The 25619-nt window shown below is 32.0% G+C and carries 20 protein-coding genes and 2 pseudogenes; 1 reads left to right on the top strand and 21 read right to left on the bottom strand.

Translation table 11 applies throughout. The annotated features are described in order from the left end of the window. Positions 1-98: 98 nt before the first annotated feature. From AC0OM3_RS25085 to AC0OM3_RS25060, 6 genes and pseudogenes are all read right to left on the bottom strand, one after another. Positions 99-326, bottom strand: a pseudogene (locus AC0OM3_RS25085) (hypothetical protein); the annotation flags it as partial. 20 nt (positions 327-346) lie between these two features. Beyond that, positions 347-1747: a hemolysin BL regulatory component HblB gene (hblB, locus tag AC0OM3_RS25080; RefSeq protein WP_000976162.1), complete on the bottom strand. Its 1401-nt coding sequence runs from the start codon at positions 1745-1747 to the stop codon at positions 347-349. Between the two features lie 376 nt (positions 1748-2123). Next, entirely contained in the window at positions 2124-3251 is a 1128-nt protein-coding gene (hblA, locus tag AC0OM3_RS25075; RefSeq protein WP_000591969.1) for a hemolysin BL binding component B, read from the bottom strand. A gap of 36 nt (positions 3252-3287) precedes the next feature. Further along, on the bottom strand, positions 3288-4508 hold the full coding sequence (gene hblD / locus AC0OM3_RS25070) for a hemolytic enterotoxin HBL lytic component L1 (protein WP_000714435.1): 1221 nt from the start codon (positions 4506-4508) through the stop codon (positions 3288-3290). A 60-nt stretch (positions 4509-4568) separates the two neighbouring features. Beyond that, positions 4569-5888 carry a hemolytic enterotoxin HBL lytic component L2 gene (hblC, locus tag AC0OM3_RS25065; RefSeq protein WP_000850233.1) on the bottom strand — a complete coding sequence of 440 codons (1320 nt, stop codon included), beginning with the start codon at positions 5886-5888 and terminating at the stop codon, positions 4569-4571. 1179 nt (positions 5889-7067) lie between these two features. Beyond that, positions 7068-8297 carry a helix-turn-helix domain-containing protein gene (locus AC0OM3_RS25060; RefSeq protein ID WP_474213182.1) on the bottom strand — a complete coding sequence of 410 codons (1230 nt, stop codon included), beginning with the start codon at positions 8295-8297 and terminating at the stop codon, positions 7068-7070. Between the two features lie 429 nt (positions 8298-8726). On the opposite strand from AC0OM3_RS25060, the gene AC0OM3_RS25055 reads away from it, so the two are divergent. Further along, entirely contained in the window at positions 8727-8855 is a 129-nt protein-coding gene (locus AC0OM3_RS25055; protein ID WP_000939299.1) for a hypothetical protein, read from the top strand. A gap of 709 nt (positions 8856-9564) precedes the next feature. Here AC0OM3_RS25055 and AC0OM3_RS25050 read toward each other — a convergent pair. The 15 genes and pseudogenes from AC0OM3_RS25050 to AC0OM3_RS24980 all read right to left on the bottom strand — a co-directional run bounded on the left by AC0OM3_RS25050 (position 9565) and on the right by AC0OM3_RS24980 (position 25480). After that, positions 9565-9768, bottom strand: a complete 204-nt coding sequence (locus AC0OM3_RS25050) for an alpha/beta-type small acid-soluble spore protein (RefSeq protein WP_000897402.1) — start codon at positions 9766-9768, stop codon at positions 9565-9567. Positions 9769-9934: 166 nt separating this feature from the next. Then, a complete protein-coding gene (locus AC0OM3_RS25045) occupies positions 9935-10576 on the bottom strand; it encodes a GIY-YIG nuclease family protein (RefSeq protein ID WP_001292181.1) in 642 nt (213 codons plus the stop codon). A gap of 166 nt (positions 10577-10742) precedes the next feature. After that, entirely contained in the window at positions 10743-12158 is a 1416-nt protein-coding gene (locus tag AC0OM3_RS25040) for an amino acid permease (RefSeq protein WP_474213181.1), read from the bottom strand. A 274-nt stretch (positions 12159-12432) separates the two neighbouring features. Further along, complete coding sequence (gene brnQ5, locus AC0OM3_RS25035; RefSeq protein WP_000066879.1) at positions 12433-13785, bottom strand: branched-chain amino acid transport system II carrier protein BrnQ5; 1353 nt, start codon at positions 13783-13785, stop codon at positions 12433-12435. A gap of 199 nt (positions 13786-13984) precedes the next feature. Next, entirely contained in the window at positions 13985-14803 is an 819-nt protein-coding gene (gene proC / locus AC0OM3_RS25030) for a pyrroline-5-carboxylate reductase (protein ID WP_001041304.1), read from the bottom strand. 314 nt (positions 14804-15117) lie between these two features. Next, a complete protein-coding gene (locus AC0OM3_RS25025) occupies positions 15118-15468 on the bottom strand; it encodes a DoxX family protein (protein WP_474213180.1) in 351 nt (116 codons plus the stop codon). Between the two features lie 36 nt (positions 15469-15504). Beyond that, positions 15505-15654, bottom strand: a pseudogene (locus AC0OM3_RS25020) (DUF4046 domain-containing protein); the annotation flags it as partial. A 235-nt stretch (positions 15655-15889) separates the two neighbouring features. Then, positions 15890-17083 (bottom strand): Ger(x)C family spore germination protein, encoded by a 1194-nt coding sequence (locus AC0OM3_RS25015; protein WP_000850038.1) that lies wholly within the window; start codon positions 17081-17083, stop codon positions 15890-15892. Further along, positions 17080-18171, bottom strand: a complete 1092-nt coding sequence (locus AC0OM3_RS25010; protein ID WP_131251322.1) for a spore germination protein — start codon at positions 18169-18171, stop codon at positions 17080-17082. The genes AC0OM3_RS25015 and AC0OM3_RS25010 overlap by 4 nt, the downstream gene beginning before the upstream one ends. A gap of 26 nt (positions 18172-18197) precedes the next feature. Further along, the gene (locus AC0OM3_RS25005; protein ID WP_131251320.1) at positions 18198-19772 is read right to left on the bottom strand and encodes a spore germination protein; all 1575 of its coding nucleotides are present in this window, start codon (positions 19770-19772) and stop codon (positions 18198-18200) included. Then, on the bottom strand, positions 19769-19903 hold the full coding sequence (locus AC0OM3_RS25000) for a hypothetical protein (RefSeq protein WP_000267086.1): 135 nt from the start codon (positions 19901-19903) through the stop codon (positions 19769-19771). The genes AC0OM3_RS25005 and AC0OM3_RS25000 overlap by 4 nt, the downstream gene beginning before the upstream one ends. A 548-nt stretch (positions 19904-20451) precedes the next feature. Further along, complete coding sequence (locus tag AC0OM3_RS24995) at positions 20452-21396, bottom strand: response regulator (RefSeq protein WP_061884172.1); 945 nt, start codon at positions 21394-21396, stop codon at positions 20452-20454. A 4-nt stretch (positions 21397-21400) separates the two neighbouring features. Beyond that, positions 21401-22717, bottom strand: a complete 1317-nt coding sequence (locus AC0OM3_RS24990; protein WP_000584815.1) for an ATP-binding protein — start codon at positions 22715-22717, stop codon at positions 21401-21403. A 233-nt stretch (positions 22718-22950) separates the two neighbouring features. Continuing rightward, positions 22951-23931, bottom strand: a complete 981-nt coding sequence (gene glsA / locus AC0OM3_RS24985; protein ID WP_000588633.1) for a glutaminase GlsA — start codon at positions 23929-23931, stop codon at positions 22951-22953. Positions 23932-24055: 124 nt separating this feature from the next. After that, a complete protein-coding gene (locus AC0OM3_RS24980) occupies positions 24056-25480 on the bottom strand; it encodes an alanine/glycine:cation symporter family protein (protein ID WP_000439288.1) in 1425 nt (474 codons plus the stop codon). Positions 25481-25619: the final 139 nt, after the last annotated feature.

Here is a 25619-nt window from a genome sequence, read left to right as displayed (position 1 = left end):
TCTTTGAAAATGGAAAAAATCTATATAAATGTCAACTAATCTATGTACAAAAACGTTCACTTAATTTTGCATAAAGTCACTCCACTTAGGAAGCTAAGTAGTTCTTCAAGGTCGATAAGAACACCTGTAGATGCTTCAGGATAACTACATAATTGTATGAGTAATGTACTTGAAACATTTCGGTAAAACCATACACATAATACAACTAACTCCTTGGTTCAATATTTACTTTTTCGCTGAACAAATTCTTTTTCTTGAGCAAAATATTCTAGGATATAAGGAGATTTTTCAATTAACTTGGTGTCTAGTTTATTCTCCAGCTCCAATTACTTCCTTACTTTCAGATTCAGTTCATTATATTTTGTACTTTGTCTTTATACACAACATATTCCTTACCATCCACTACTGCTACTACCGCAAATTCATCATTTGGATTGAATGAAAGCCAATCAGCCCACATGTTAGTATTAGCCCCTCCACTCCACATATTATGAACAGTGTTTTTAGTTAAATTCATAACTTTATAAGACGCATTTGGCGCATTTGTTCCAGTCTTTATTTCAAAAGTGTATGCGTTATGAATTTTTTTATAAAAGTAGAAAACGTTTGATGGACGAAGCTGATTCAAAAAATCCTGTTCTTTTTTCTCTGCAATTTTTATCCCTTCTTGCAAAGTGACAACATCTGTTTTTAATGTTTTCCAACTGTTTTTCGCTGCATTCAAGCTAGGGGTTAAGAATTTATATTTATTTTGATCAGCTTTTTGATCAGCTTTACTAATATGTCCCAGTACACCCGAATATTGAGAATCTAAATCCTCCCATTGCGTAGACATATAAGTAAGAGCAGTGATAGCACTATCAAGCATACTATGCATATCACTAATATTATGAAACGCAACTCCAACTACACGATTCAATGTTATTTTATAATCTACAGTCTGACGCAATTTTGCTAATTCAGGTTCTAGCCAACCTAACTTACCTCTTGCATCACCTATCATTATGCCACCAGCAATCAAGGTTGGAATAAAGGGGATTTTCACCATGTCTAATCCCTTAGATTCTATGTCTTTCTGATATTTTACTTGTCCTAAAAGGTCCTCTAGACGCTTTTGGTCAGCCTCCACATCAGCACCTTGGTTTTTTAAAATCGATTGCAATGTCTCTTTATGACTTCCAAATGTTCTAACATCTTCTCCAATAGCATTTTTTAATTGAATTAATTCTTCTATTAATGCTTTTGCAGACTTTTGATTTTGTTGAATTCCTCCTTGTAAATCTGTAATCCCTTTTTTTAAAGTATCTCCATTTCCAGTATTGATCGCCTCTACTAATGTTTCATAATGATTTTCAAATTTTGTATCGTATTCTATAATGCCTGTCAATGTATCAAAAAGATGTTTTTTTACTTGTGTATTCCATGTCACAGCATGTGCTCTTGCATTCTTTTGATCTTGTACAATTTTACTAGGTAAATCTGCATTTCCATTAATAGTTATTCCTTCAAAACTCACATCTGGATTATTAATTAGCAAATAAGAATATTCATTCATAGCTTTTGCAAATAAACCAGCATCTTGCAAAGCTTTTTTCATCTGTTCTTCATTTGCTGAAAGAGACATATTTTCAGTGTTCGTTTGTTCAATTTCAATTGCAAAAGTTTCTAGTGGTATGACTGCATAAGTAGTTGTTATAGTTAAAAACGCTGATACAGCGAGTAGTTTATTAGGGATTTTTTTCATCATTTCGTATTCCTCCTATATAGGGTATGGTTTCAAGTTCTAATCTTATTAAAAAGCGATGTCTTTCAAAATAAGTTCTACCTCTTTTATCAGTATCGTTTGAACTTTCTTTAGCAGTCTTCAAATCATTAAGTATTAAAGAAAATGTATATAATCAGCTTCAAATTAACCGATTCTGTTGCAAATTTAAAAAAAGCAATTAAACTACAAGGTTATTCTTTTATTAGAATCATACTTATATATAATTGAAAGGCGAAGTCTTTAATGAGACTCCGCCTTTCTGTTATATAAGGATTTATCAATTATTACTTTTCTGTTTAACAGTGTAATCATAGACTTTCTATGTTTTAGTTCACTTTACAACAGAATTAATATTTCCCTATTTTTGTGGAGTAACAGTTTCCACTTTTAATTCCTTTATTCCTTCTTTTAATGTAACTGCATCTGTTCGTAATGTTTTCCAACTGTCTTTCGCTGCATTTAAATTAGGTTTTAAGAATTTAAATTTATTTTGATCGGCTTTTTGAGCTGCATTCTCAATATGCCCTAGAACGCCCGAATATTGAGAATCTAAATCATGCCACTGTGTGGACATATAAGTAAGAGCGTTAATAGCATCATCAAGCGCCTTGTGCATTTCATTAATATTACTGTAAGCAACTCCAACTACACGATTTAAGGTTACTTTATAATCCACGGTCTGACGTAATTCTGCTAATAAAGGCTCTAACTTACCTAAATTATCCCTTGCTACTCCCACTATAATACCGCCAATTATTGGTAGACCCAAAATAGCACCCTTCATTACATTAAACCCATCAGATTCTAATTGTTTATAATAGTTTACTGATCCTAATACTTCTTCTAGACGCTTTTGATCGGCATCAACATCTGCACCTTGATTTTTTAAAATTGACTGCAAGAGCTCTTTATTACTTCCAAATGCTCTAACATCGTGTCCAATAGAGTCTCTTAATTTAGTTAATTCTTCTATTAGTTGTTGTGCATACTTTTGATTTTGTTGAATTTCACCTCGCAAATCTGTAATCCCTTCTTTTAAAGTTTCTCCATCCCCTGTATTAATCGCCTCAATCATTGTTTCATAATAATTGTCAAATGTTGTATCGTATTCAACAATACCATTCAATGTATCTAAAAGCTGTTTTTTTACTTTCGTATCCCAAGTAACAGCATGTGCCCTTGCATTCTTTTGATCTTGCACGATTCTACCAGGTAAATCTACATATCCATTAATGGTAATTCCCTCAAAATTCACATCAGGGTTCTTAATTAACATATAAGAATAGGCATTCATAGATTTTGCAAATAATCCAGCCTTTTGCAAGGTCTCTTTCATTCTCGCTTCATTTGCAGAAAGAGCCGTATCTCCATTGTTCGTTTGTTCAATTTCACTTGCAAAAGTTGTTACTGGTGAAACTACATTTGCGGTTGTAATAGTTAATAGCGTCGATACAGCGAGTAATTTGTAAGGGATTTTTTTTATCATTTCATTTTCCTCCAATTTAGGTTTTAAATTTCAGTTCTACTCCTGTTTAAAAGCAATATCTTTTGAAATGAATTCTGCATCTTTATGAATATCATTCCAACTTTCTTTAGCGGCTTTTAAATCATCTGGTATTAAAGAGAATTTGTGGTCTTGCATAGAATCGATATTATCCAGTAAATCTGTATAATTTGCGCCCATTGTATTCCATTGCTTTTGAATATTTGTTAGAGACAATATCGCTTGATCTACAGTCTGATATAGATATGCCAATGTTTCTTTCGCGTTAGTAAGCGAAAGAACTGCTTGATTAGCACGATCTGCTTTCATACTTAATTCTCCGATTTTGTTAGAAATTTCATTATAGGAGTCCATATGCTTAGATGCTGTGACACCAGCCGCAGTTCCTAGACCGATACCAGCTGCACCAAGAGCCGAGAGTCCACCAACAACAGCCGGTGTTGCTGTACCGCCAGTTACAACAATAACTACCGCTCCTCCAATAGCTGCAATAACTAAAATAGCTGCTCCCAATCCACCACCAATTGACCATGCTAATACATCATCAAAATGTTTTTTCTGAGTAGAACGAAGTTGCTCAATTTCAGCTTGAAGTTGTGGAATCGTTGCCTGTTGACCTGCTAATATTGCAGTTAATCCACCTTTCCCATCTGGACCACCAACATTATTTTTAAAATCTGTAGAATTTTGATATAGTTTCCCTTTGAAGTCTTGTAGCATCTTAATCACATCTGTAACTTCTTTTGAATTTGTATTGATTGTAGTAATTAAATCATTTATACCCTCTTTTAGACCTGCCTTATCTTTCTTTTGTACAGTTTCTACTAATGTGTCGTAATAATTTTGAAATTGTTCATCGTAATTTACAATATTACGAGCAGTTTTTTGAATCTGTGGCTTCGCTGTATCTAACCAGTAATTTGCATTGATTCGTGACAGCTCTTGATTAAGGTGAATATTTTTGAGCAACTCTCCCCCCTCTGAGCCTAAATCGATATTAGATAAATTTACATTTGGTTGCTTAATCATTGTTTTTGCGTATAAATCCATTACTAGAATATGAGACCCTGTTTCAGCTAATGCTTTCTTCAGTCCTTCGGGGCCTAATGCATAATTGCCTACTTTTTGTTCTTGAGCGGTCGTTTCTTGTGCAAATGCATGAATAGTGTTACCGGTAGTAGCAGTTATAACAGTTGCTAATGTAGCTAAAGTTAGTACTTTGAATGGAAATTTTTTCATGACTATTCTCCTTCTTTCGCTAAATACTTATACTCTTTATAGATTTCCAAAAACGTAATATCAAAATTTATATACTTGCTCTTCAAGGTAACTTATTACATTTTTTAATTGTCTTAATGTATCTTTTTGAGACTGCTCGTTAGTTGTATCAACATTAGTAGATAATTTTGTAATGCTATTTTTTATTAGATTTAAATCTTCTTTATAGCGCTTTAGTAGATCAAGTTCTAAATCTACTTGATTTGCAAACGTATGCAAATCATTTTGTGTAAGAAGAAGCATTGATTTTTGTAAATCAGCTATTGATAATTTCGTTGTTAAATCATATATTTTTTGATTTTGTTTCTCTAAATCATCTAAATATGCTCGCTGTTCTGCTGTTAATTTATTTACTTCAGCAAAAACGCCAAATGTTTTCTTAATCTTTTCGGTATCAATGACCTTCATCAGGTCATACTCTTGTGTTTTTGCTGCGGCTGCGGCTGCTATTTCACCTTGTTTGCTTTTCTCAATTGCTTCACGAGCTGCTCTTTTTGCTGATTCAATCTCTAGAGCAGTTTTACCTTGCTCTGTTGCTTCTTGCACTGCTTTTTTCTCAGCTTCTAGAATAGAGTTGTTAATTTCTTTTCCTTTGTTATACGCTGCCACCCCTGCTTGCGCAGCTGGTTCAATAATTTCTTTTGAAAGACTATAAACTTCTTTGAATATAGCAAATCCCTGTTCATTTAAAGCCCCTGGTATTAATGCAATTTGCTGTAAATCATTTTGAATTGCTTTTTTGGTATTTAATATTTCATTTTTTAACTGATCTATTTTTCCTGTTCCATCTGTACTTAGTATGCCTTGCGCAGTTGCCACATTAGTATCAAAATCTTTTAATTTTTTATCAAGCTGTAATTTAAGATCTGTTAATTCATTGATTTGTCGTTGCGCATTTTCTTGATTCGTCATAGCCATTTCTTGAAGTACTTCAAGTCTATCCGAAAACCCTTCTCTATCTTCTTTATTGTCTACAAACGATTTTAATGCCGGGTAATAACTTTTAAATTTTGTTACAAACCCTTTACTTTTTGAATTTAATAGAATTAACTGTGGATAGAGTTCCGATGACCATTCCTTCATATCTTGTTTGATTAGGAATTGATTGGTATTTAAAGCTGGGACTTCCTCTAGCTGTACATTAGGACTCATTAAAGATTGATCAATATACGTTTGGATTAATTTAGATTGCGCACCTAATTTTCGTAATGAAGAGGAAATATCCATGCCTTCCTGTTGAGTTTCCGCTTGAACGATTGGTGTTGCGAGAGTATTGATAGGAATAGTTGCTCCAGTTACAATGGATGTGACTAATAATCCTGTCATTATTTTAGTTTTCATTCCGTACACTCCTTTACCATTGTTTTTATAACTTAATTCATATAACTTGTACGACCGCTCTCTTTGTAAACTGGATAAGAAGGAGAAATCTTTCAGATACGTTAATATCGTTGTTTTTTACTTCTAATAGGATGTAAGGATTTTATTTATCTCTCATTTCGATACTCTATTTTTTTAAATATAAATAACAAAAATTTATTAACTATATTTGAATCAGGCACCTTATGAGTAGTAAATTATTAATTCTTTCCTAAAGTTGCGGTTTAACTTACAGAATCGTGAGGATCAATAAACCAATGCTTACAGTTAATCTTGTCATAACATTGTTTAATTTTAATTTGATAATATCCCTCTTAGTTTTGTCAGCAAACTCCTTACTAGACAACAAAAGGTGAAATTATACTGTACATTGCTTATACTTTTATTGCGGAATAACTTCACTTTTGTTATGCAGAAACTTAGAACACGTTTATTACCAATTTGATTCTTGACCTCTTGTAAATAAATTTACTATTCAGAAAATTATCAAAGACATAATGTTACTTATAACTTCACTATAATTCCTATTAGCGTAACCTTCTCCTTTCTGTCTGGTCATACCAGTTATGTTGTTCATTAAAACATTAAATTTTCAATGCGTAAATAGAAAAATTTTGTCGATTATGCTCGATAATTTACTGTTAAATAAAAATATGAACCAAAAAAATTATATAAATATAGTTATTCGTAAATTTCATTTCTGTAATTGTAATGATTACAAATTAATGTGTATACGGTTAAAAATAACTATTTTAGCTCAACCAAGAAATTTTATTTTAGAAAAAATACTTATAGAATAATATAATAGGTTTTTTTATACTTTTTTACCTTTATTTAGTTATGTATAATTGCATAAAATGTAGATATATTTAGTAATATATGTTATATTGTTGATTTTTTTAAAAAACATCCTGATATCATCATTATTAAATATCTAATATAAAGATATTAATCTATAAACTTATCTTCGTTATAAACGTAGGTTCTAAATTACAAAAAAGCTGCAAAGCCTCCTTGAAACACTTTGCAGCCTTCTATCTTTTTGTTTCCTTTAGCAAAATAATGGTTAGTGAATTTTTATTTTTTAGGATACTTATACCCATGTTTAAGTCTTTACATTGGAGACAGCAGATAACAAGCTTATATTACTGTATATTTTTCACGGTACTGCCTAGGAGTCATACTAGTATTTTTTTTGAAAACTCTTATAAAATAACTTTGGTCATTAAAATTAAGCCAAGCACAGATATCTGATAAAGAATAAGTAGTAAGTGTTAATAATTTTTTTGCTTCTTCCACTCGTTCCCTTTGAATATATTCGCTGAAAGTGATTCCCATTTCTTTTTTAAATAGTTTAGACAGATAAGTAGGCGTAATTTCTAATTGATTAGCAAGTTCATTCAGAGATATTCCATCGTAAACATTTTTATTAATATGTTTTATACATGTAGTAACCGCGTAAGAATACTTTTTTGCATTGTATTCTTTCACACGATCTGCAAAGGTACGTAAAGCGTCCCCTGACAATCGCTTTACAGATTCTACATTATCTAATTGTTCTAGGGTTTGTATATATAAAATACTATGAGCAAAAGCAATATCTGGTGGCAGGTTTCCTTCTATTGCATATCGAGTGGCTAAGGTAATCGCAATAATTCCAAGGTTTTTTTGATTCCTGAGCGGATCCTCTATTAGCATAAGTTCAACATCTTCTTGCGAAACCGCATACATATACTGTATTAACTTTTTTTTATTTCCTTCTTTAATAGTCGAAAAGAAATCATTTACTAATGCCATATTGTGCGTTTTAGGTTTGTTTTGTCGGCGTTTTAAAATATATAAATCAGGTTTCACATTTTTATTAGGAATTTCCTCTAGTACTCTATTTTTTTCCAAGACAATATCTACATCTAACTTTTCATTGAAAATCATGTAATGTAATAAAATTCCCATATCAATTAATGTAGTTTTTTTAATCTCAGATAAACACTGATAATAGGCAAGTCTTTCTTGAATGTTATCATTTGATTTAAATTCTTTCTGAAATTTTATCATCATATCATCTGAATCTTTTGGATGTATAGTAGGACCGATTATAATAGTCCCTTTAATATCATCATGATTTTCTATATGAATTAGAACAAAATTTTCAAGATAGTTGTTACTTCGGAAAAGTGGCAAGTTAAAGGGATCGTTTTCTTGATAAATATCATTAAGATGTTCTTCTTTTGAAGAATAAAAAGGACTACAAACATTATCAGATGTAGAATGATATAAAATTTTTCTGTCTGCAGATAAAATATGTACAGGGGCATTAAATGCTTTATGTGCAAGATCACACAAGTGTTGTATATCGATAGAAGTATTCATTACATTCTCCTTTATAGATCCATAAAATATATTCTGTTAGATATAATTCATGACAAATAATACTATAAAATATCAAATTAGTACAATTCACAACAAAATATTACTATATCTTTTTTATAAAAATCATATATTATTTAATTGTAGTTAGCATCTAAATATCAGAGTAGATAAGTAAATGAAATACACTAAGTTCTTTTCTTAATTCTACAAGATATAATTATTGAACTTGAGAAAACAGTGAAGTACTACAAAATACAGTGGTAGTCAATGCGAGGACCAAGCTGGAAAAAGGTTTAAAATGCAGCGAAAGTTACAGGAGATACTGTACCACCGCAAGAAATAACAGTCAAAGTTCCAATTCAATCATTTATACAAATTGAATTCAAAAAATAAATACTGCTAATTTAAATGTGAAACTGAAAAACTATTTTGCTCCAAATTTTAGAAAAAGATAATAAAGAAGTTGTGAAATTGGAAACAGATGAAAGCGATACGGCTATTTTTGAAGCACTATGCTTTGAAAAATACAAGGTAGAGGAAATTCAAGTACTCAATTAAACATTTAATTGAGAGAAAGGTCTTTTCATCAACTAAAAATAAAAAACGAATGGAATATTCAAAAAATGACACTATATTACTGGTCGTAACATTAGTTTTACTTTCCACAAAAGAGGAAAAAATATATAGACTTTACAAATACTAAGAATAGCAAACTAGCTAGTTTTATTACCGTATCACATAAAGTGAAACTTTAATCAGTGGGGGTTTTGTTCATCCCCCACTGATTATTAGCCCATACCAATCGGGGTCTTACTGCCCGGCAAATAGCGGGATAAACTTATTATTAATTTCCAAATACAATAGTTGTTAATCAACAAAAAACTTCAATAATTAAGGTACACAGTAAATTGATCTCAAAACAGTAATTACTACAGTATCAGTTTTTACTTATTCTATAAAAAAAGAAATATCACTTAATAATTATTATTTTATATCGATTTAGACATAAAACATTTTATTATATCAGCTTAAGTATTATAGAATTAAAATTGCAAATAACACCAAAATACTTTTAAGGGCTCATACATCGTTCATACCGAATTTATCACCTTTAGATACCTATGTCATTAACATAACTAAAAAAGATTGTTACAAAGGAATCTGATAGGTCTTTTCAATTTCGAAATTTGTTTTTTTGTAAATTAAAGGAAAATAATCCGTATATATACGGATTATTTTCTTAGTGTAATCTATATTGACCTGTTAACTATTTTTCAGCCATTCGAACTAAGCGTTTTGTAATCTCTCCACCGATCCGAACCATTTGCAGATGATGTGATGTATCAGGTCCCAGTGTGACTCCTAGTTCAAAAGCAATTTCATACTTCATTTGCTCAATAGTACTTGTAGTAGCAGAAATAAGAATTTCATTTGTATTACTTTCGTATCTTTGAATATTTATAAATAACATGTGCCTAATTATGCTATTTACGCATGAGTAACCTAATTTCTTCTAGTACTTTTATGGGAACCCTTTCCCTCCCCTTATTCTACCAATTGAATTTGAAACACAAATGTACATTGCATTTCAATATAACAATAAAAGCTACAAAAGCTACGAATTTACTACTTTAAAGTTAAGTGTTTAACCTTGAAGTACTTAAATTCTTTTTTCCAGATAAAGCATACATTATATCTTGATGCTTTATTGTCCTCTTATAATTATGTGGTATCGGAAATTTGTTTCGGTGTTCTTTCATTATAATTAAAGTTTGAAGTTCTATGCTCAATACTTTTGCGAGAACATGATAGTTATATCCATTGTTTAACAGAGAAATTATGTCATAAAACATAGTTTTTCCGCCTACTAATTTTACTAATCTATTCTTTAACTCATTCCTTTTTTCTTTAGCTTCATCCATTTCTAACAACATGGATTTTTTATTTGTTTGCTTAATGTATTGAGTATATAACTCTGGGAATTCTTTTTGGACTTCTTTGTTTAATACTGGTTTATATTTAATCATATAAGTAACTTGTAACAATGAGCGTTTTAACAAGCTATCTTCAATAAGATACGCTACTTTATTAAATAAATGTACATATTCCTTAATATTGGAATAACTATTAAAATGAGCTAATACTCTACTTTTTATACTAAAAGCCTTACCTATATAAATAATATTGTCATTATAATCTCTAATAAAATAAATACCACTGTCATCTTTTTCTAATTCATTATCCAGTTCTTCTAGACTCATAAAATGCAATTCACTCATACTTTCCTCTCCTTATTAGTTTTAAATCATGAAAAACAGGCAAGGTTTCTAAAAAAGGCACTCAGCTGTCCTAGGATTTTTCATTTTATTTCTTGCTAAATATCAAAAAACTGCTTCTATGTTACTCAACTATCAATATGATTATTAATACAATTTTCTCTCGTTATTATCTCGCAATTTTATCATGTAATTTCGAGATCGTTTCCTCATTTAAATTACTGTGTTTTATCGAATAAAAGAAATATATGACTGCCCCAATAGTAATCCAAATACTAAAGTACATCCATGTTCTTAACGGTAAAATTAGCATTAAAAACATACAACAAACAATTGAAACGCTTGGTAATACAGGTACAAAAGGTACCATAAATCCACGTTTTAAATTTGGGTGTGATTTACGGAGAATAATAACTGATAGACAAACTAACGCAAACGTCACCAAACTACCGATATTAACTAAATTAACCAATTCTTTCAAATCAATAAACCCAGCTATTATAGAACTCCCTATTCCTGACAATCCAGTTATAAAAGTGGGTGCTCCAGTTTTCTTATTAACTTTCGCAAATGATTTCGGTAACAATCCATCACGACTCATTGCAAAGAAAACTCGTGTTGCCGCATACATATTTGAAAAAATAACAGCCATAAGGCCAATTACAGCACCTGCAGCAATTGCACCAGCGACTTTTCCTTGTCCTACCACTTCCATTACATAAGCCATTGCCTCAGGAACATTTAATTCTTTATAGGAAACCATTCCTGTCATAACAATGCATACCATAACATAAATAATTGTACATATGATTAATGATGCAATAATACCGATGGGAAGATTACGTTTCGGATCTTTTACTTCTTCTGCTGAAGTTGCTAATATATCAAAACCCGTGAAAGCGAATAAAATAGCTGCTCCACCCGTAAAAACCCCACTTAAACCGTATGGTGCAATTGGTACCCAGTTCATTGGTTTTACATAGAATATACCAACTGTAATAAACAATAAAATCATACCAATTTTAATCAATACCATTATATTATTGATTCGTTTACTTTCCCTCGTACCACGGGATAACATCCATGCTAATATCAATGTAATGATTACTGCTGGTAGATTTACAATACCACCATGTGAAGGGATCGTTACTAGAGCTTTAGGTATCTCTAATCCAAATCCTTTTATTAAATTGTGGAAATAGCCTGTCCATCCAGCAGCGACAGCCGCTGTTGCCACGATATATATTAACAGTAAAGACCAACCTACTAGATGAGCAACAAACTCACCAATTGTTGCATATGAGTACGTATATACACTACCAGATGCCGGGAGTGTGGAAGCAATTTCTGCGTAACATAATGCTATAAATCCGCATATAATTGCTGCAAGTACAAATGAAAAAATAACTGCTGGACCAGCATCTCTTGCTGCTACTAATCCAGTTAACACAAGAACGCCCGTTCCAATTATTGAGCCTACCCCTAACATAATTAAATCAAATGCTCCTAATGTTTTCGTTAAGGTCTTGCTTTGATTATGCTCTAACAATTGTGTAACGGATTTCTTTTTTAATAACTTACTCATATTCTCTGTATCCCCTTTAAAATAAGGTTTGCTCTTCTCATTATTGGTGTATATAAATTTACTTAGTTATTACATAGTCTTATAATATTTCTTTTACGTTAAATAAATTTGTAACATTCTATTTTTTCTCTTTCCTCCACTGTTCAACAAACATCAGCTATAATGTGTTATAACTCATTCAATTTACCTCCAAAGATATAAATAAAAGATTTTGTCATTCCAAAGAGATAATTAGTTTTGTATGTTCGATAATGGTATGATAAACAAAAATAATTTATTTATTTAATTGAGTTTCACTAGAACTTAAGTTATTTTTCTTCCGTAATACACTAACAATATACCCACATACACCGCCTATAATAGCCGGAACCCCCCACCCTAAACCTACACTATATAAAGGAAGAAAATGTTCAAGAAAATTATGTATTATTTCACTTTCTATTCCAGCAGCTTTTAATCCATCTAACGAACTAAAAATAAATGTCAATATCAAACTCCCTTGATATACTTCAAATCTACCATTGAATACAGAGTGTAAAAATATTAGGAATATTAAGGTAATAGCAATTGGATACATAGTTATTAATACAGGGATTGAAATCTTAATTAATTGTGTTAACCCTATATTCGCAACTAGTGTACTGAAAACAGACAAAATAATAGCAAGTTTTTTGTAAGAAATTTTTGGAAATAATTTATGAAAAAAAGAAGAACAAGCAGTGATAAGTCCTACGCTTGTAATTAAACATGCTACTATAATCATTACACCTAAGAAAATTGCACCATACGAACCAAAGTAATAGTCCGAAACTTTTTCTAAAACTTCAGCCCCATTATTTAAACGACCTAGTTTTTCTACACTAGAAGCGCCCATATAGGAAAGGGCAGTATAAATAAGAGCTAAAAGTGTAGCAGCAATAGCCGTTGCTTTTACACAAACAATCATAAGCTGCTTTTTAGTCGTAGCCCCTTTTTCTCTAATTGCATTCACGATAATGATTCCGAAAACAAAAGCTCCAAGGGCATCTAATGTTAAATATCCTTCTTGAAAACCTTTAAAAAATGAATCTGATGCATACAATTCAATAGGCGCTTGAATTCTTCCAATTGGATGAATAAAAGTCACAACTACGAGCATCCCAATAACAGTCAATTTGATAGGAGTCAAAATTTTCCCAACTATGTCAATAATCTTTGTAGGATTAAGGGATAACAAGCATGTAACTGTAAAAAATAAGATTGTAAATACAGTTAAGGCAACAGGACCTGCATCATGTGATAAAAAAGGTTTAATTCCAATTTCAAACGATACATTACCAGATCTAGGGATGGCGTAAAAGGGGCCAATCGCTAGATAGAGAACGGTCGTAAATACAATACCAAACACCGGATGCACACGACTAGCTAAAGATTGCAAATCATTTTCACCTGAAAAAACAAATGCTGTTATTGCTAACAATGGTAAACCAACTCCAGTAACTAAAAAGCCTGCATTGGCTATCCATACATTATTTCCAGCCATTTGACCAAGCATAGGTGGAAAAATTAAATTTCCTGCTCCAAAAAACAATGCAAACAGCATCAATCCTATAATAATGATAAAGGAAGTAGGAACTTTATTTGACATAACAACTCCTCCGATTATACATTTGTATACACTTTTTATTTTTCCTATAATTTATATATTAATCTATTTAATTATACCCTAGAGCACCGTTGCGGAAGGCAATGTATGCCCCCGCTCCCTATAAGAGAATAGCAACAAATTTTCAATTTAAATAACTACTTACATTAATGGATGTGAAGTTACGCCTAAACAAAGCCTCTCACTTACTAGTTAAACGAGACATTTCCATAGATTTTTTCGTACAACGTTTCATAGCTGAAATGATAGCTGTTCTTAAACCTTTTTCTTCTAGTGTTGCTACAGCTTCTATCGTCGTTCCACCTGGAGAACAAACCATATCCTTCAATTCACCTGGATGTATTCCCGTTGCCAATACCATTTTTGCAGAACCTAATACAGCCTGAGCCGCAAATTTATAAGCTTGTTTTCTCGGCATACCGTCAAGTACAGCAGCATCTGCCATGGCTTCTATAAACATATACACATATGCTGGAGAAGAACCACTAATAGATGTAACAACATCCATTAGTTTTTCATTTACGACCTCCGTCTGGCCGAAAATATTAAATATATTTAGTACCTCTTTTATATCTTTTTCTGTAACCATTTCATTAAAAGATAATGCAGACATTCCTTCCCCAACAAGTACCGGTGTATTAGGCATTACCCTAATAACCTTTAACTTTCTATCAAATTCATTCTCAGTGCTCTTAATACTTTTTCCTGCAGCAATAGTTACAACAATTACATCATCTTTTATTTGGTCTTTTATTTGGTTAATTACCGATGTGTATAGGTCTGGTTTAATTGATAAAATTAAAATGTCAGCACTGTTAGCGACTTCATTATTGTTAGTAGTTATAGTTATGCCATATTTATCACTAGCATTTTTTAAATTGCTGACGTTTAAATCTGAACAAATTATTTGATTTGGAGACACTATATTTTTATTAATCATCCCACCTATCATAGCAATACCCATGTTTCCACATCCGATAAATCCTATTTGTTTATTCATAATAATTTGATCTTGCTCCTTTTATTCTAAACTTTATTGATTTTGAAATTATTATTCTAAGTTAGGGCTATTACAATTACTGGGTTTATCAATAGAATTTAAAAATTCTCCTTCCTATAATGAGCTATACTTTTGTATGTACTTTACAAGCATGCATTTAAAAAATGTAGAGACTTTCTATTCATAGAACTATTAAAAACAAGAGTAAAATGGTGATGATTTTTCGGAATTAATATTCTTTAACTATTCACCATTTTAAATAGAGCTTACATATTCCTCTAATAATTACTTATTTTCAAAATTTATAGTTACGCTTAAGAAAATGTATTTAAGTTCCAAATAATTATCGCCGTAGATAGTATGAAACAAAGTAATGCAGGAATTATCATTAAAATAGATTGTTTTGCTCGAAAAATATGAGCATGAATGGCTCCGATCATGAGAACTGCTAATAATGTATTTGCTCCTATCGCTAAGTATTGATTCCAAATACCACCGATTATACCTATTGCTCCAACAATTTCAACAAAACCAATTATAGACATAAACCATAATGAATATTGATATCGTTGCCAATGTTCTACCTGAAAAGATATACGGAAAATTTTTATGAATCCCCCTACTACAATAAAAACTGCTAAAACTACCTGAAGAACAATCATCATTTAAACTCTCTCCTTTCAAGACTTTGTTAATTTCTATTTTAAAATTGTTTCAATTAAATATTTTGTGACCCTTTTAGATAACTCTCTATTGCTATCTTCTTTCCATGTATTCGGTGGAAACCTACTTCTTTTACCGTCTAATATTTCTTGATAGATTTCTTTTATTTGCACTGCTTTCGCTTGCACTTCAAACTCCCTCCTATTCAAGACATATAACGATTCCTCTTTCCTAACGTTAAATAAAACGCCAATAGTAACTATTGTGATCTACTTTTATAACGTAAAAGAAATGTATAGGGTAAAATCATTTCTTTAATCTATAATAAGAAGGACATAAAAAAACAAAAAGTTACAAAAATTTTCAAATTAAAATTTTTGTAACTTTTTGTTTTTGTGTAAATATAAGGTCAATTAAGACGTCTCACCGTTTTAAACTTGACGCTCCATAATCTTGTATAGTTACATTTATATGATATTTAATCGGTACCTTACTAAATGTTCGATCCCAATCTTTTTTGACTTCCTCCCATGTTCTCGGGTGTTTAATTCTTAATTGGTTGCCAAAACCCGCAATATCGACTTGATATTCTTTTTGTATTTTTTTTGTAACATGATGTACTAAGTGCTTTACTTCATTTTCAATAGCTTTTTCTTCCCTTTTTAAAAATTCATTTTCAAAATCTTTTCCTGGTTGCACCCAATTTTCAGACAAACGTCCTTCTGATTCAATGTTTACATCAAAGGAAATATTATTTCCGTTAACATGTGGTATGATTTTGCTTTTTATTGACTTTATTTCGTATATAATGAGTTTCTTTGATTCTTTATCAAAAGTTTTTATCACACCACCATTCCTTTTTCCGTTTATCCATACTACTCCTTCCAATTCCTGTTCATTTAAAAAGCCCATCAATTTTTTTGTCTTCCCTTTAATTACAGCAGCTCCTGCAAATTTTGTTTCCCCATTCATCGAGATTACATTTTGCAAAAGAAAACTGGACCCTGACCGCATCTTTCCTTCTAATTTAGCGAGCGATACAGGAGCCAAAATCCTTGTTGTTCTATTTCTATTATCTGCAATTCCAGACAAACGAAATGCTGGGATTTCTCCTTTTTTGTTTGATTCCAGTACCTCCTTCGCTAGCCCCTTGCTAATTAAGATCATAGAGCTCAGCCGAACTTCATTGTCACGGAGATACTGTTCAAGTAATTGTTCTAAACTGTATGTACGTACAAGACTATCACTAATAACAATGTTTTTTAAATGCGGGCTGAACATTTCGCTCTCTCTTTTCAATGAAAGCTCCCGAACAATTTGATGAATGGAATCACCGGTCTCAGAAACATTTATATACCGTTTTTGTTGTCCGTTTCCTTTACTTTGTGCTTGCGAACTAACAATTTGATAAGTAGCTGTTATAAGATTTCTTTTAGGATATCCTCCTTCCTCATCCTCTTTCTCAATTGTTGAATCCTTCCCTTTATCTAGTGCTATACCTGCAGTTAAACTCAACTCTTCTACTTCTTTACTGCTCCAACATCCTGTTAAAAATAGGAGCACAAGCATCGATAACAAAGCCAAATAGAACCGCATATAATTAAATTTCGTTTTCACACTATTCCTCCTTTTAATCGCTTAATAATAAGAAGGAGCAGTGGCAGTAAACCAAATAAAAATATAGCAGCATTACCGAGCATATCCCCCAATTTAAGCAAATGATTTATATTTTTCGAAGTCATAGCAATGATGTAAATGATTGGAATCAAAGCAAAAATAAATGGATGAATACTCTTTTTAAAGAGTTGGGCTAATCCTAATGCAGCTGCATAGTAACTAATCGTATAGGTAGCAAATATTTGCATAATCCATATTACAAGTAGTAAAGATTCAAAACGTTCAAATATCAAACCAGAAATTTCAAAACTGCGCATAAGGTCAATTGTCGGCCATGTTCTTGTTACAACCCCATCAATTGATAATGCACCGATGACCATTACAACAGTTATTACATAAAAGATTAACGGAATAGAAATTCCAACTAAAATAGCTTTTACTGCTTTATTTCGTTGTTCCATAAACACCAAAAGAATTAACATAATTTCAGGACCTGTATATGCGAGAGACGTTGTTTTTATCCCATCTAACACTGGTTTAATCCCAAAACCCAATACGGGACGGAGATTATCTATCTCAAATATTCCGATACTCATAAAGGAAATGACTAAAAAAATAAAAACAGTAATAGGGAATATTATTTCAAACATCCGTGCAATTGAGTTAATACCACCCATAATCAAATAAAGACCTATCCACATAAAAGGCATAATAATAGCCCATGTAGGAGTTCCTTCGAGCAAAAAAAAGCTTATTACTTCTGCCATTGAACGAATTTGAAAAGCTGAGGTTGTAAGAAAATAACCTACAATAAGAAAACTAAGCAACCTGCCTATCCATTTCCCTACAATTTCTTGACTGTATTGATAAAAGGTTTTTTCTGGGAATCCTTGACTTAATTTGACCATGATTACTCCTGAAACCATTGCGAGTATTCCACCTAATATCACACTTAGCCATACATCTGGTGTTTTCACTTTTTCCACAGATGCTCTGGGCAGAGTGAGGATTCCTGTTCCAAGTATGTAATTTACAATAATAACAACTGCTTGCGAAGTTGTTATTCGGTCTTGGGATTTAGTAATCACTGAAGGCCACTTCCTTTCGTCATCAGCTACTTTTTGCGGATAGTTTTTTTAGTATGCATTATTTTTGGTCTACGTCTCATTATTTTTAATGGCATGCGAACCATAAAATCTTTCCAGTCACTAAATCGATACGGAACAGCAGGGCTAGTATAAGGAACGCCAAAACTTTTCAGTTTCACTAAATGACTGCAAAGTAAAAGAAAGAAGAGAATAACTCCATACAATCCAAATATCGCAGCACAAAACATAGCTACAAAACGAAGAATGCGTAACGTAATTCCCACACTATATTGTGGGATAGTAAAAGAAGAAATAGCTGTTACCGCAACAACGATAACCATTATTGGGCTAACGATTCCTGCTTCTACGGCAGCCTGACCAATTATTAAACCGCCCACAATTCCCATTGCAGGTCCAATCGGTTTAGGCAGACGTAAACCTGCTTCTCGTAAAACTTCGATGGCTACTTCCATAATCAACGCTTCGATTAAAGCGGGAAAAGGAACTCCTTCTCGCGATCCGATAATAGAAATAGCTAGCTTGGTGGGAATTAATCCTGGATGAAATGAAATAAAAGAAATATACAGTGCTGGAGCAAATAATGAAACAAAAGCTGTCATGAAGCGTAATAAGCGGAGAAGCGTACCAGGAAGCCACCTTTCATAATAATCTTCTGGTGATTGCAGCAACATACTAAATGTAACTGGAGCAATTAAAACAAATGGTGTTCCATCTAACAAAATAGCTACTCGGCCTTCCATCAAAGCACTAATAACACGATCAGGTCGTTCTGTATTTTGAATCTGCGGGAAAGGACTGAGATAATTATCTTCAATGAGTTGCTCTATATAACCAGATTCGAGTACACTGTCTATGTCAATTTTCTGAATTCTGTTTTTTATTTCTTCCACCAATTCTGTACTAGCAAGGTCTTTAATAAATGCGACAACTAATTCTTTCTTTGCACGTTCTCCTACTGGTAGCTTTACTAATGATAAGTTCTCATCTGCACAATGCCGTCGCAAAAGTGAGGTATTATCACTTAATACTTCAGTAAAACCAACCCGTGGCCCTCTGACTAATGCCTCTGATACTGGTTCTTCCATGTTTCGTTTATTTGCTTTTGTTGTACCAAGAATAAACACATCTGCTAAACCATCAATTAAAAGAGCTGTTGAACCTATCAATACTTTGGATATCACATCTTTTATGTAATGGACTTCTGCTACTTCACTAATTGTAAGAACTTTATTTTTAATATATTCTTTTGAAACAGTCCCCTCCACATAAGAAGATTCATTTTTATATTCGTCAGAAAAATCATCCATTAGTAATTTCATAATATGTTTGTCAATGATCTCTTTATCTGATAGACCATCAACAAAAATGATCCCAGCTTGAATATCTGTGCGTCCAATATTAAACTTCCGAAAGCGAACATCAGAATTATGTCCGATCTGTTGATTTATAAGTTCTAAGTTAGAGGCAAAATCGTTTGTGAAATGAACGGTTGCATTTTGAGAAGGTTTATACTCTTGTTTCGTTTTACTTTGAATATTATTTTTCTTCACTTGTTTGTCTCTTGACTTCCACCAACTCATTCTTCCCACTCTTTCTCTGTCATACGAACCCAATGAAAAAATCTTGAGATAGTATACGGAATTAAAAACAAAATAAAAGCTTGTACAAAGACTTTCCAATCTGGAAAATAAGAAGTAATTATGTTCCACATGTTTATCACCCAATTTATATACTCTGTTAGGATTGAAATTTCTAAAGAACGATATGTACTTAATAAAAAATAACGATAAGATTAAAGAGCAGAAAAGCGAGACATTATACTTATTTAGTACCAATAACCTAGTTAGTATAAAAACATTTCTGACCTAAAATACCATTTTTAATTATAATTTGTTAAATATTATCTCCTCTTCCTTCATTTGTATGCCTGCATTTGAATTTCAAATAATATAAGTATGAATGATATTTTCTCTAAAAGAAAAAAAGATGCTAGAAGATAGCATCTTTTTTTAAATTCAACTTACTATGTAGTTATATTTTATTTTGGAAATACTCGTTTTTAAATGAATATTAATGTGTAAGAAATACATATTCTTTTGTTCCAAGTTAGTACATTTCTACCAAATCGATACGGAATTTTCTGATTTTAAAAATGATATGAAAGAAAGGAAAATACTCTCTTAGAAAAACTATATAAAACAAATAACATGAAAACAACTATCAATCTATTAATTGAAAATGATAATGAGCAAGAGTTTATCATCTTAATTCCAAGTGTATTCGTTTTGCTTCAAAATAAAGAACTTGAATGAATTTTTTCGTATCAATACGAGCAGGTACTGTTGGTTCATTATTCAATTCTGTCATCTTTCTCCTTACGGTAGTAAAATCAAAAAATCTAGAAGCATAATTTTCGAACTTCGGGTTTAAAAAATCAGTAAGTCCAAGAGATGCTAAATGGTTTAATGATTGATAAATTGCTCTCCGAATCCGTTGTTTGGAAGCTTCTATGAACCTTTTTAATTCGGTATCTTCAGCTGAATCCCCAAGTTTTTTTTGAGCTAAATTCATAAAAATCTCTTTTAGTGAGGGAAAACCTTGTTCCAACGTGTTATCTTGTTCATATTTATATAAATAATCTAGCATATCCATTAAATCTTTACTTCCATTTTCACTGGCTATTCCTAATTCCGACAAAAGAAAATGAATGGAATTTTGAAAATGATTAAAAGTATTTAAATGTTTTTCATTACGGTATTTTTCTTGCGCACTTGAATTACTATCCAATTTTAGTACCGTATTAAGCGATTCTTGAATGTTTTTTATCGATTTTTCCAAACGAATTCTTTCAATGACTTTCCGGACAACTGTTAATACTTCAATCCGGTTAATTGGCTTAATAATATAGTATTCAACGCCAAGCGAATAAGCTTCAGCAATTAATTCTTTTGATTCTACTTGAGAGACCATGATGATTTTCCCTTTAAACGAAGGCTTTATTTGACGAATTGTTTTTATTCCATCTTGAATCGGCATTAACAAATCAATAAATAAAATGTCTATATTTTTAAGGATCGGCATGTATTTCTCTAAAGATAAACCATCCTCAGCTTCTCCTATAACCTCTCCAAGATCTTCATCCTCGATAATTTGAGCCAACATTGAACGAACCGCTTTTTCATCATCTACTATATAAAAATACATAGAATCACCCTTTCGAAATTATATGATCAATCCCTAATCTAATTATAAAAATTGATCCTCTTCCTTCGGTTCTGTCCTCAAGCGTAACATCACCTTCAAGTTGTTCGACCATTTCTTTAACATACGATAGTCCGATGCCTGTCGATGGATTGCCTAAACCATCATATTTAGAAGTAAAACCAGGCTCAAAAATTGAATCTTTATATTTTGAAGAAATACCTGGACCGTTATCTCCTATTCGAAATTCAACGAAATGATGGTCTTTATTAATGTCAATTATAATGGTTCCCATACTTTGGATAGCCTCTACAGCGTTTGTCACGATATTATTTACAATAGATAGGATTGTATAAATATGATAATGAGGATGCACACCATCAATTTTATATACAAATTGGATGTCTTTCTCTAGCAACCGTGCATATTTCGTATTTGCCCGTATAATGATGTTTACTAGTTCATGTACAGACATATAATCTGTAAAACTTTCATCAGAAATTAGTTTTGAAAGTCCCGCAAAAATACGTTGATTATCCTTTTTAACGTCATGCACCTCACCAGCAATTTGTAATGCCTGTTGCCTTAAATCCTGAAACTGAAAATCCATCTGTTTATGCTCAAAAGAGTCTAAGGTTTTATATAAATCATAGGATTTTTTTGTTATATTCTCAGTATCTTGTAATGTTTTTTTTAAATGAACAGCATCTTCATATAAATTAGAAATGAGCATAAGCATATGTTCATTTTGTTTCTTTATGTGTCTCTCCCTTGATTGCGCTTCATACAATTTCATCATATTGAAAAAGCTTAGAACTATAAAACTATGGGAACATGCGATAACAACGATCTCATTTATTGCCTCGGATGTGATCGATGTTTTTAATACGAAATATTGAATCATTAATTCCACACAGTCTGACAATATTTCAATAACGCAACCAATCAAACCAATCATTAGTGGTTGATGATAAAAACGTTTAATTTTTGCTAAATGAAAGAGATACGAATACGTAAAATAAAAGAAAAAACTAGGATAGTGAGTATGAAAAGCGGCTAACCAATCCATATTTCCCTTTATTATTACATCCATTGACATACGAAATACTACAACGACTATTGCTGTTAAAAAACCCGGTAAAAATGCTGGAACTCGTCGAAACAATAACAAAAAAAAGAAAAATGTCGGTGCACCAAAGCTCATTCTAAATGTTTCGTTTAAGGGAAATGACTTTATTTCACCTACTAAGGGTACTGTAAGTATCATTAAAACAAGAATATAGATGTCTTTTTTTACTAAATTACTAAGATTCAAAATAATCACTTCCCACTTTCGCCTAACAGTCAGTATACAAACCTATTTGTATTAATACAACACTTACTCTATTTTTTTCAAAAACTAATAAATAAGATATAAACGAAAGTATTACAGATTGTGAGTATTCATTACAGTCTTCTACTTTAGAAAGATACTTTATAACTCAAAAATGTTCAGACACAATATATGGCCTGAACACTTTTGGACTCGCTCTAACACCAAAATATTTGTGCTCCTTTTTAAAATATACTCAAATCCCATTCTTTTGCAATATGTTCTAACAACATAACTCCTGGTAAACTATTCCCATATTCATCAATGGCTGGTCCGTAAATACCAATACCACATCCATCTTGAAACGATAAATCCTTCCTAGATTTTGAGGGAACAAGTGTCATAATTCCGCCGGATACCCCACTCTTAGCTGGTAATCCAATAAAAGCAGCAAATTTCCCGGAAGCATTGTACATTCCACAAGTAAGCATTAAAGCTTTTGTTAACCTAGCTACTTCTTTAGGGAGCACTTGTTCTTTGCGAATAGGATGATATCCATCATGTGCTAGTATAAGCCCTATTAAGGCAATATCTTCTGTATTTATTTCAATTGAACATTGTTTTAGGTAAACCTCTAGTGTCTCCTCCACATCTGATTCTAGAAAACCATTCTCCTTTAAATAGTATGCTAAAGCTCTATTACGATGAGCCGTTTCCCATTCTGATTGAAATACTATTTCATTAATAGCAGGACGCTTCTCTATCATTTTTTCAATTAATACGTATAGAGATTCTAATTTTTCTTTCACCGATATCCCTGGCAAAAGTGAAGCTATCGTAATCGCTCCAGCATTAATCATAGGATTAAAAGGTTTTCCTGGTTTATGTATCTCTAAACGAATAATCGAATTGAAGGCATCTCCAGTTGGCTCTACGTCAACTCGTTCTAATACATAAGAAATACCACGACTTAAACAAACGGCTATAAACCCGATTACTTTTGATATACTTTGTAATGTGAAAGGTACCTCCCAATCTCCTGACTTTATCATTGTTCCATCTGGCTTTACTATACAAATCCCTAACTGCGATACATTTATTTCCCCCAGAGCGGGAATATAACTGGCGCTTCGTCCCTTAGCTGCATACGTTCGATAATGAGCTACCCATTGATCTAAGCAAACTTTTTCTTGACCCTCAATTTGAACGATAGAATCCTTTATCATTTAACAATATTCCCCCGTACTATTAACTTTATATAGAATAATTTTTTCTTTAATATCATCAATAATATTTGCACTAGAACCAAGAAAGATATTCAGACACATTGCAGTCTGAATATCTTTCTTATTACACACTTTTCTTTTTTGAAGTTTCCTCATAACTATCCCAACATTCAACATTTTCAAGTCCTTTAATGCTTTCTTTATAAAAAACAGGATCTTTACCAGTTTTTTTCTGGTTTATATAATCTTGTAACGCCGCAAATGCTACTTTTGAAAGTAAGGTAATAGCAATTAAATTAATAATAACCATAAATCCCATAAATAAGTCCGCTAAATCCCATACAATTTGAACCTTTGCAACAGAACCAAATACAATCATAGCCAACACACTTATTCTGTATGTCATTAACCACACTTTACTTGTATGTAAGAAGCGAATATTTGTTTCACCATAATAATAGTTGCCAATTAACGCACCAAATCCAAATAAAAAGACAAAGATAGCAAGACAACCCGATGCCCAAGAACCGATGTGTTCACTTAATGCTGCTTGTGTAAGTGCAATACCATTTAACCCCGGTTGTTTATATGCATCAGACAGCAAAATAATAAAGGCAGTACTAGTACAAATGATCAGTGTATCGGTTAATACACCAAATGCTTGAATCAGTCCTTGTTTCACCGGATGACTTGTTGTTGCTGTTGCAGCAACGTTTGGTGCACTTCCCATACCAGCTTCATTTGAAAATAAACCACGTTTAACTCCATTCATAAGTGCTGCACCAATTGAACCTCCTGCTATTTGTTTAAAACCAAATGCGTTTTGAACAATAAGAGAAAGAACTTCCGGCATTTTTGATATGTTGGTAACTACAACAAATAATGCAACTCCAATGTATAATACCGCTAAAAATACCACCTTGTATTCAGCCATTTTTGCAATACGTTGTACACCACCAAAGATAATCGCGGCGAAAGCAATGGCCATGATTATCCCAACTGTTAAACGATCTGTACCAAATGAATTTTGAAAAGCAATTGTAACTGTATTTGATTGTACTGAATTGAATACAAGACCGAAAGTAATTGTAATTAAAATAGAGAATAATACTCCCATCCAACGTTTATTTAACCCTTTTTCCATATAATAGGATGGCCCACCGCGGAAACCAGTTTTATCTTTTACTTTATATATCTGTGCTAATGTGCTTTCAACAAAACTGGATGCCGAGCTAATAATAGAAATAATCCACATCCAAAATACAGCTCCAGGACCTCCTAATGCAATCGCAATCGCAATTCCTGTAATATTCCCTGTTCCAACGCGAGCTGCCATACCAATACAAAACGCTTGAAAAGGAGAGATTTGATCTTTAGAACCACTTTTTCCCTCCATTAATACACGGACCATCTCTTTTAACATTCGAAACTGTACAAAATTCAATTTAAATGTAAAATAAATTCCGCAAATAACAAGCATAATAATTAACAATTTAGACCATAAAAAATCATTTGTTGATCCGACTAACTCTACAAAAAATCTTTCCATATTATCACTCCATACCAAAAATTTATCTATCATAATCTATATAAAATCACCTATATTCCGTGGCATAAATACCTCATTCATATTCAAATACAACAAGGATAAAAATTTTCTATATGAATAGAATTGGCCTGTTTAAGCA

This window comes from Bacillus sp. FAU20 (genome assembly GCF_056033865.1).
This window is presented reverse-complemented; position numbering and strand designations above follow the sequence as displayed.

Coding starts and splice junctions, on each gene's coding strand:
- hblB (WP_000976162.1), bottom strand. CDS start 1,747: ATGATGAAAAAAATCCCTAATAAACTACTCGCTGTATCAGCGTTTTTA.
- hblA (WP_000591969.1), bottom strand. CDS start 3,251: ATGATAAAAAAAATCCCTTACAAATTACTCGCTGTATCGACGCTATTA.
- hblD (WP_000714435.1), bottom strand. CDS start 4,508: ATGAAAAAATTTCCATTCAAAGTACTAACTTTAGCTACATTAGCAACT.
- hblC (WP_000850233.1), bottom strand. CDS start 5,888: ATGAAAACTAAAATAATGACAGGATTATTAGTCACATCCATTGTAACT.
- AC0OM3_RS25060 (WP_474213182.1), bottom strand. CDS start 8,297: ATGAATACTTCTATCGATATACAACACTTGTGTGATCTTGCACATAAA.
- AC0OM3_RS25050 (WP_000897402.1), bottom strand. CDS start 9,768: ATGTTATTTATAAATATTCAAAGATACGAAAGTAATACAAATGAAATT.
- AC0OM3_RS25045 (WP_001292181.1), bottom strand. CDS start 10,576: ATGAGTGAATTGCATTTTATGAGTCTAGAAGAACTGGATAATGAATTA.
- AC0OM3_RS25040 (WP_474213181.1), bottom strand. CDS start 12,158: ATGAGTAAGTTATTAAAAAAGAAATCCGTTACACAATTGTTAGAGCAT.
- brnQ5 (WP_000066879.1), bottom strand. CDS start 13,785: ATGTCAAATAAAGTTCCTACTTCCTTTATCATTATTATAGGATTGATG.
- proC (WP_001041304.1), bottom strand. CDS start 14,803: ATGAATAAACAAATAGGATTTATCGGATGTGGAAACATGGGTATTGCT.
- AC0OM3_RS25025 (WP_474213180.1), bottom strand. CDS start 15,468: ATGATGATTGTTCTTCAGGTAGTTTTAGCAGTTTTTATTGTAGTAGGG.
- AC0OM3_RS25005 (WP_131251320.1), bottom strand. CDS start 19,772: ATGAGTTGGTGGAAGTCAAGAGACAAACAAGTGAAGAAAAATAATATT.
- AC0OM3_RS25000 (WP_000267086.1), bottom strand. CDS start 19,903: ATGTGGAACATAATTACTTCTTATTTTCCAGATTGGAAAGTCTTTGTA.
- AC0OM3_RS24995 (WP_061884172.1), bottom strand. CDS start 21,396: ATGTATTTTTATATAGTAGATGATGAAAAAGCGGTTCGTTCAATGTTG.
- glsA (WP_000588633.1), bottom strand. CDS start 23,931: ATGATAAAGGATTCTATCGTTCAAATTGAGGGTCAAGAAAAAGTTTGC.
- AC0OM3_RS24980 (WP_000439288.1), bottom strand. CDS start 25,480: ATGGAAAGATTTTTTGTAGAGTTAGTCGGATCAACAAATGATTTTTTA.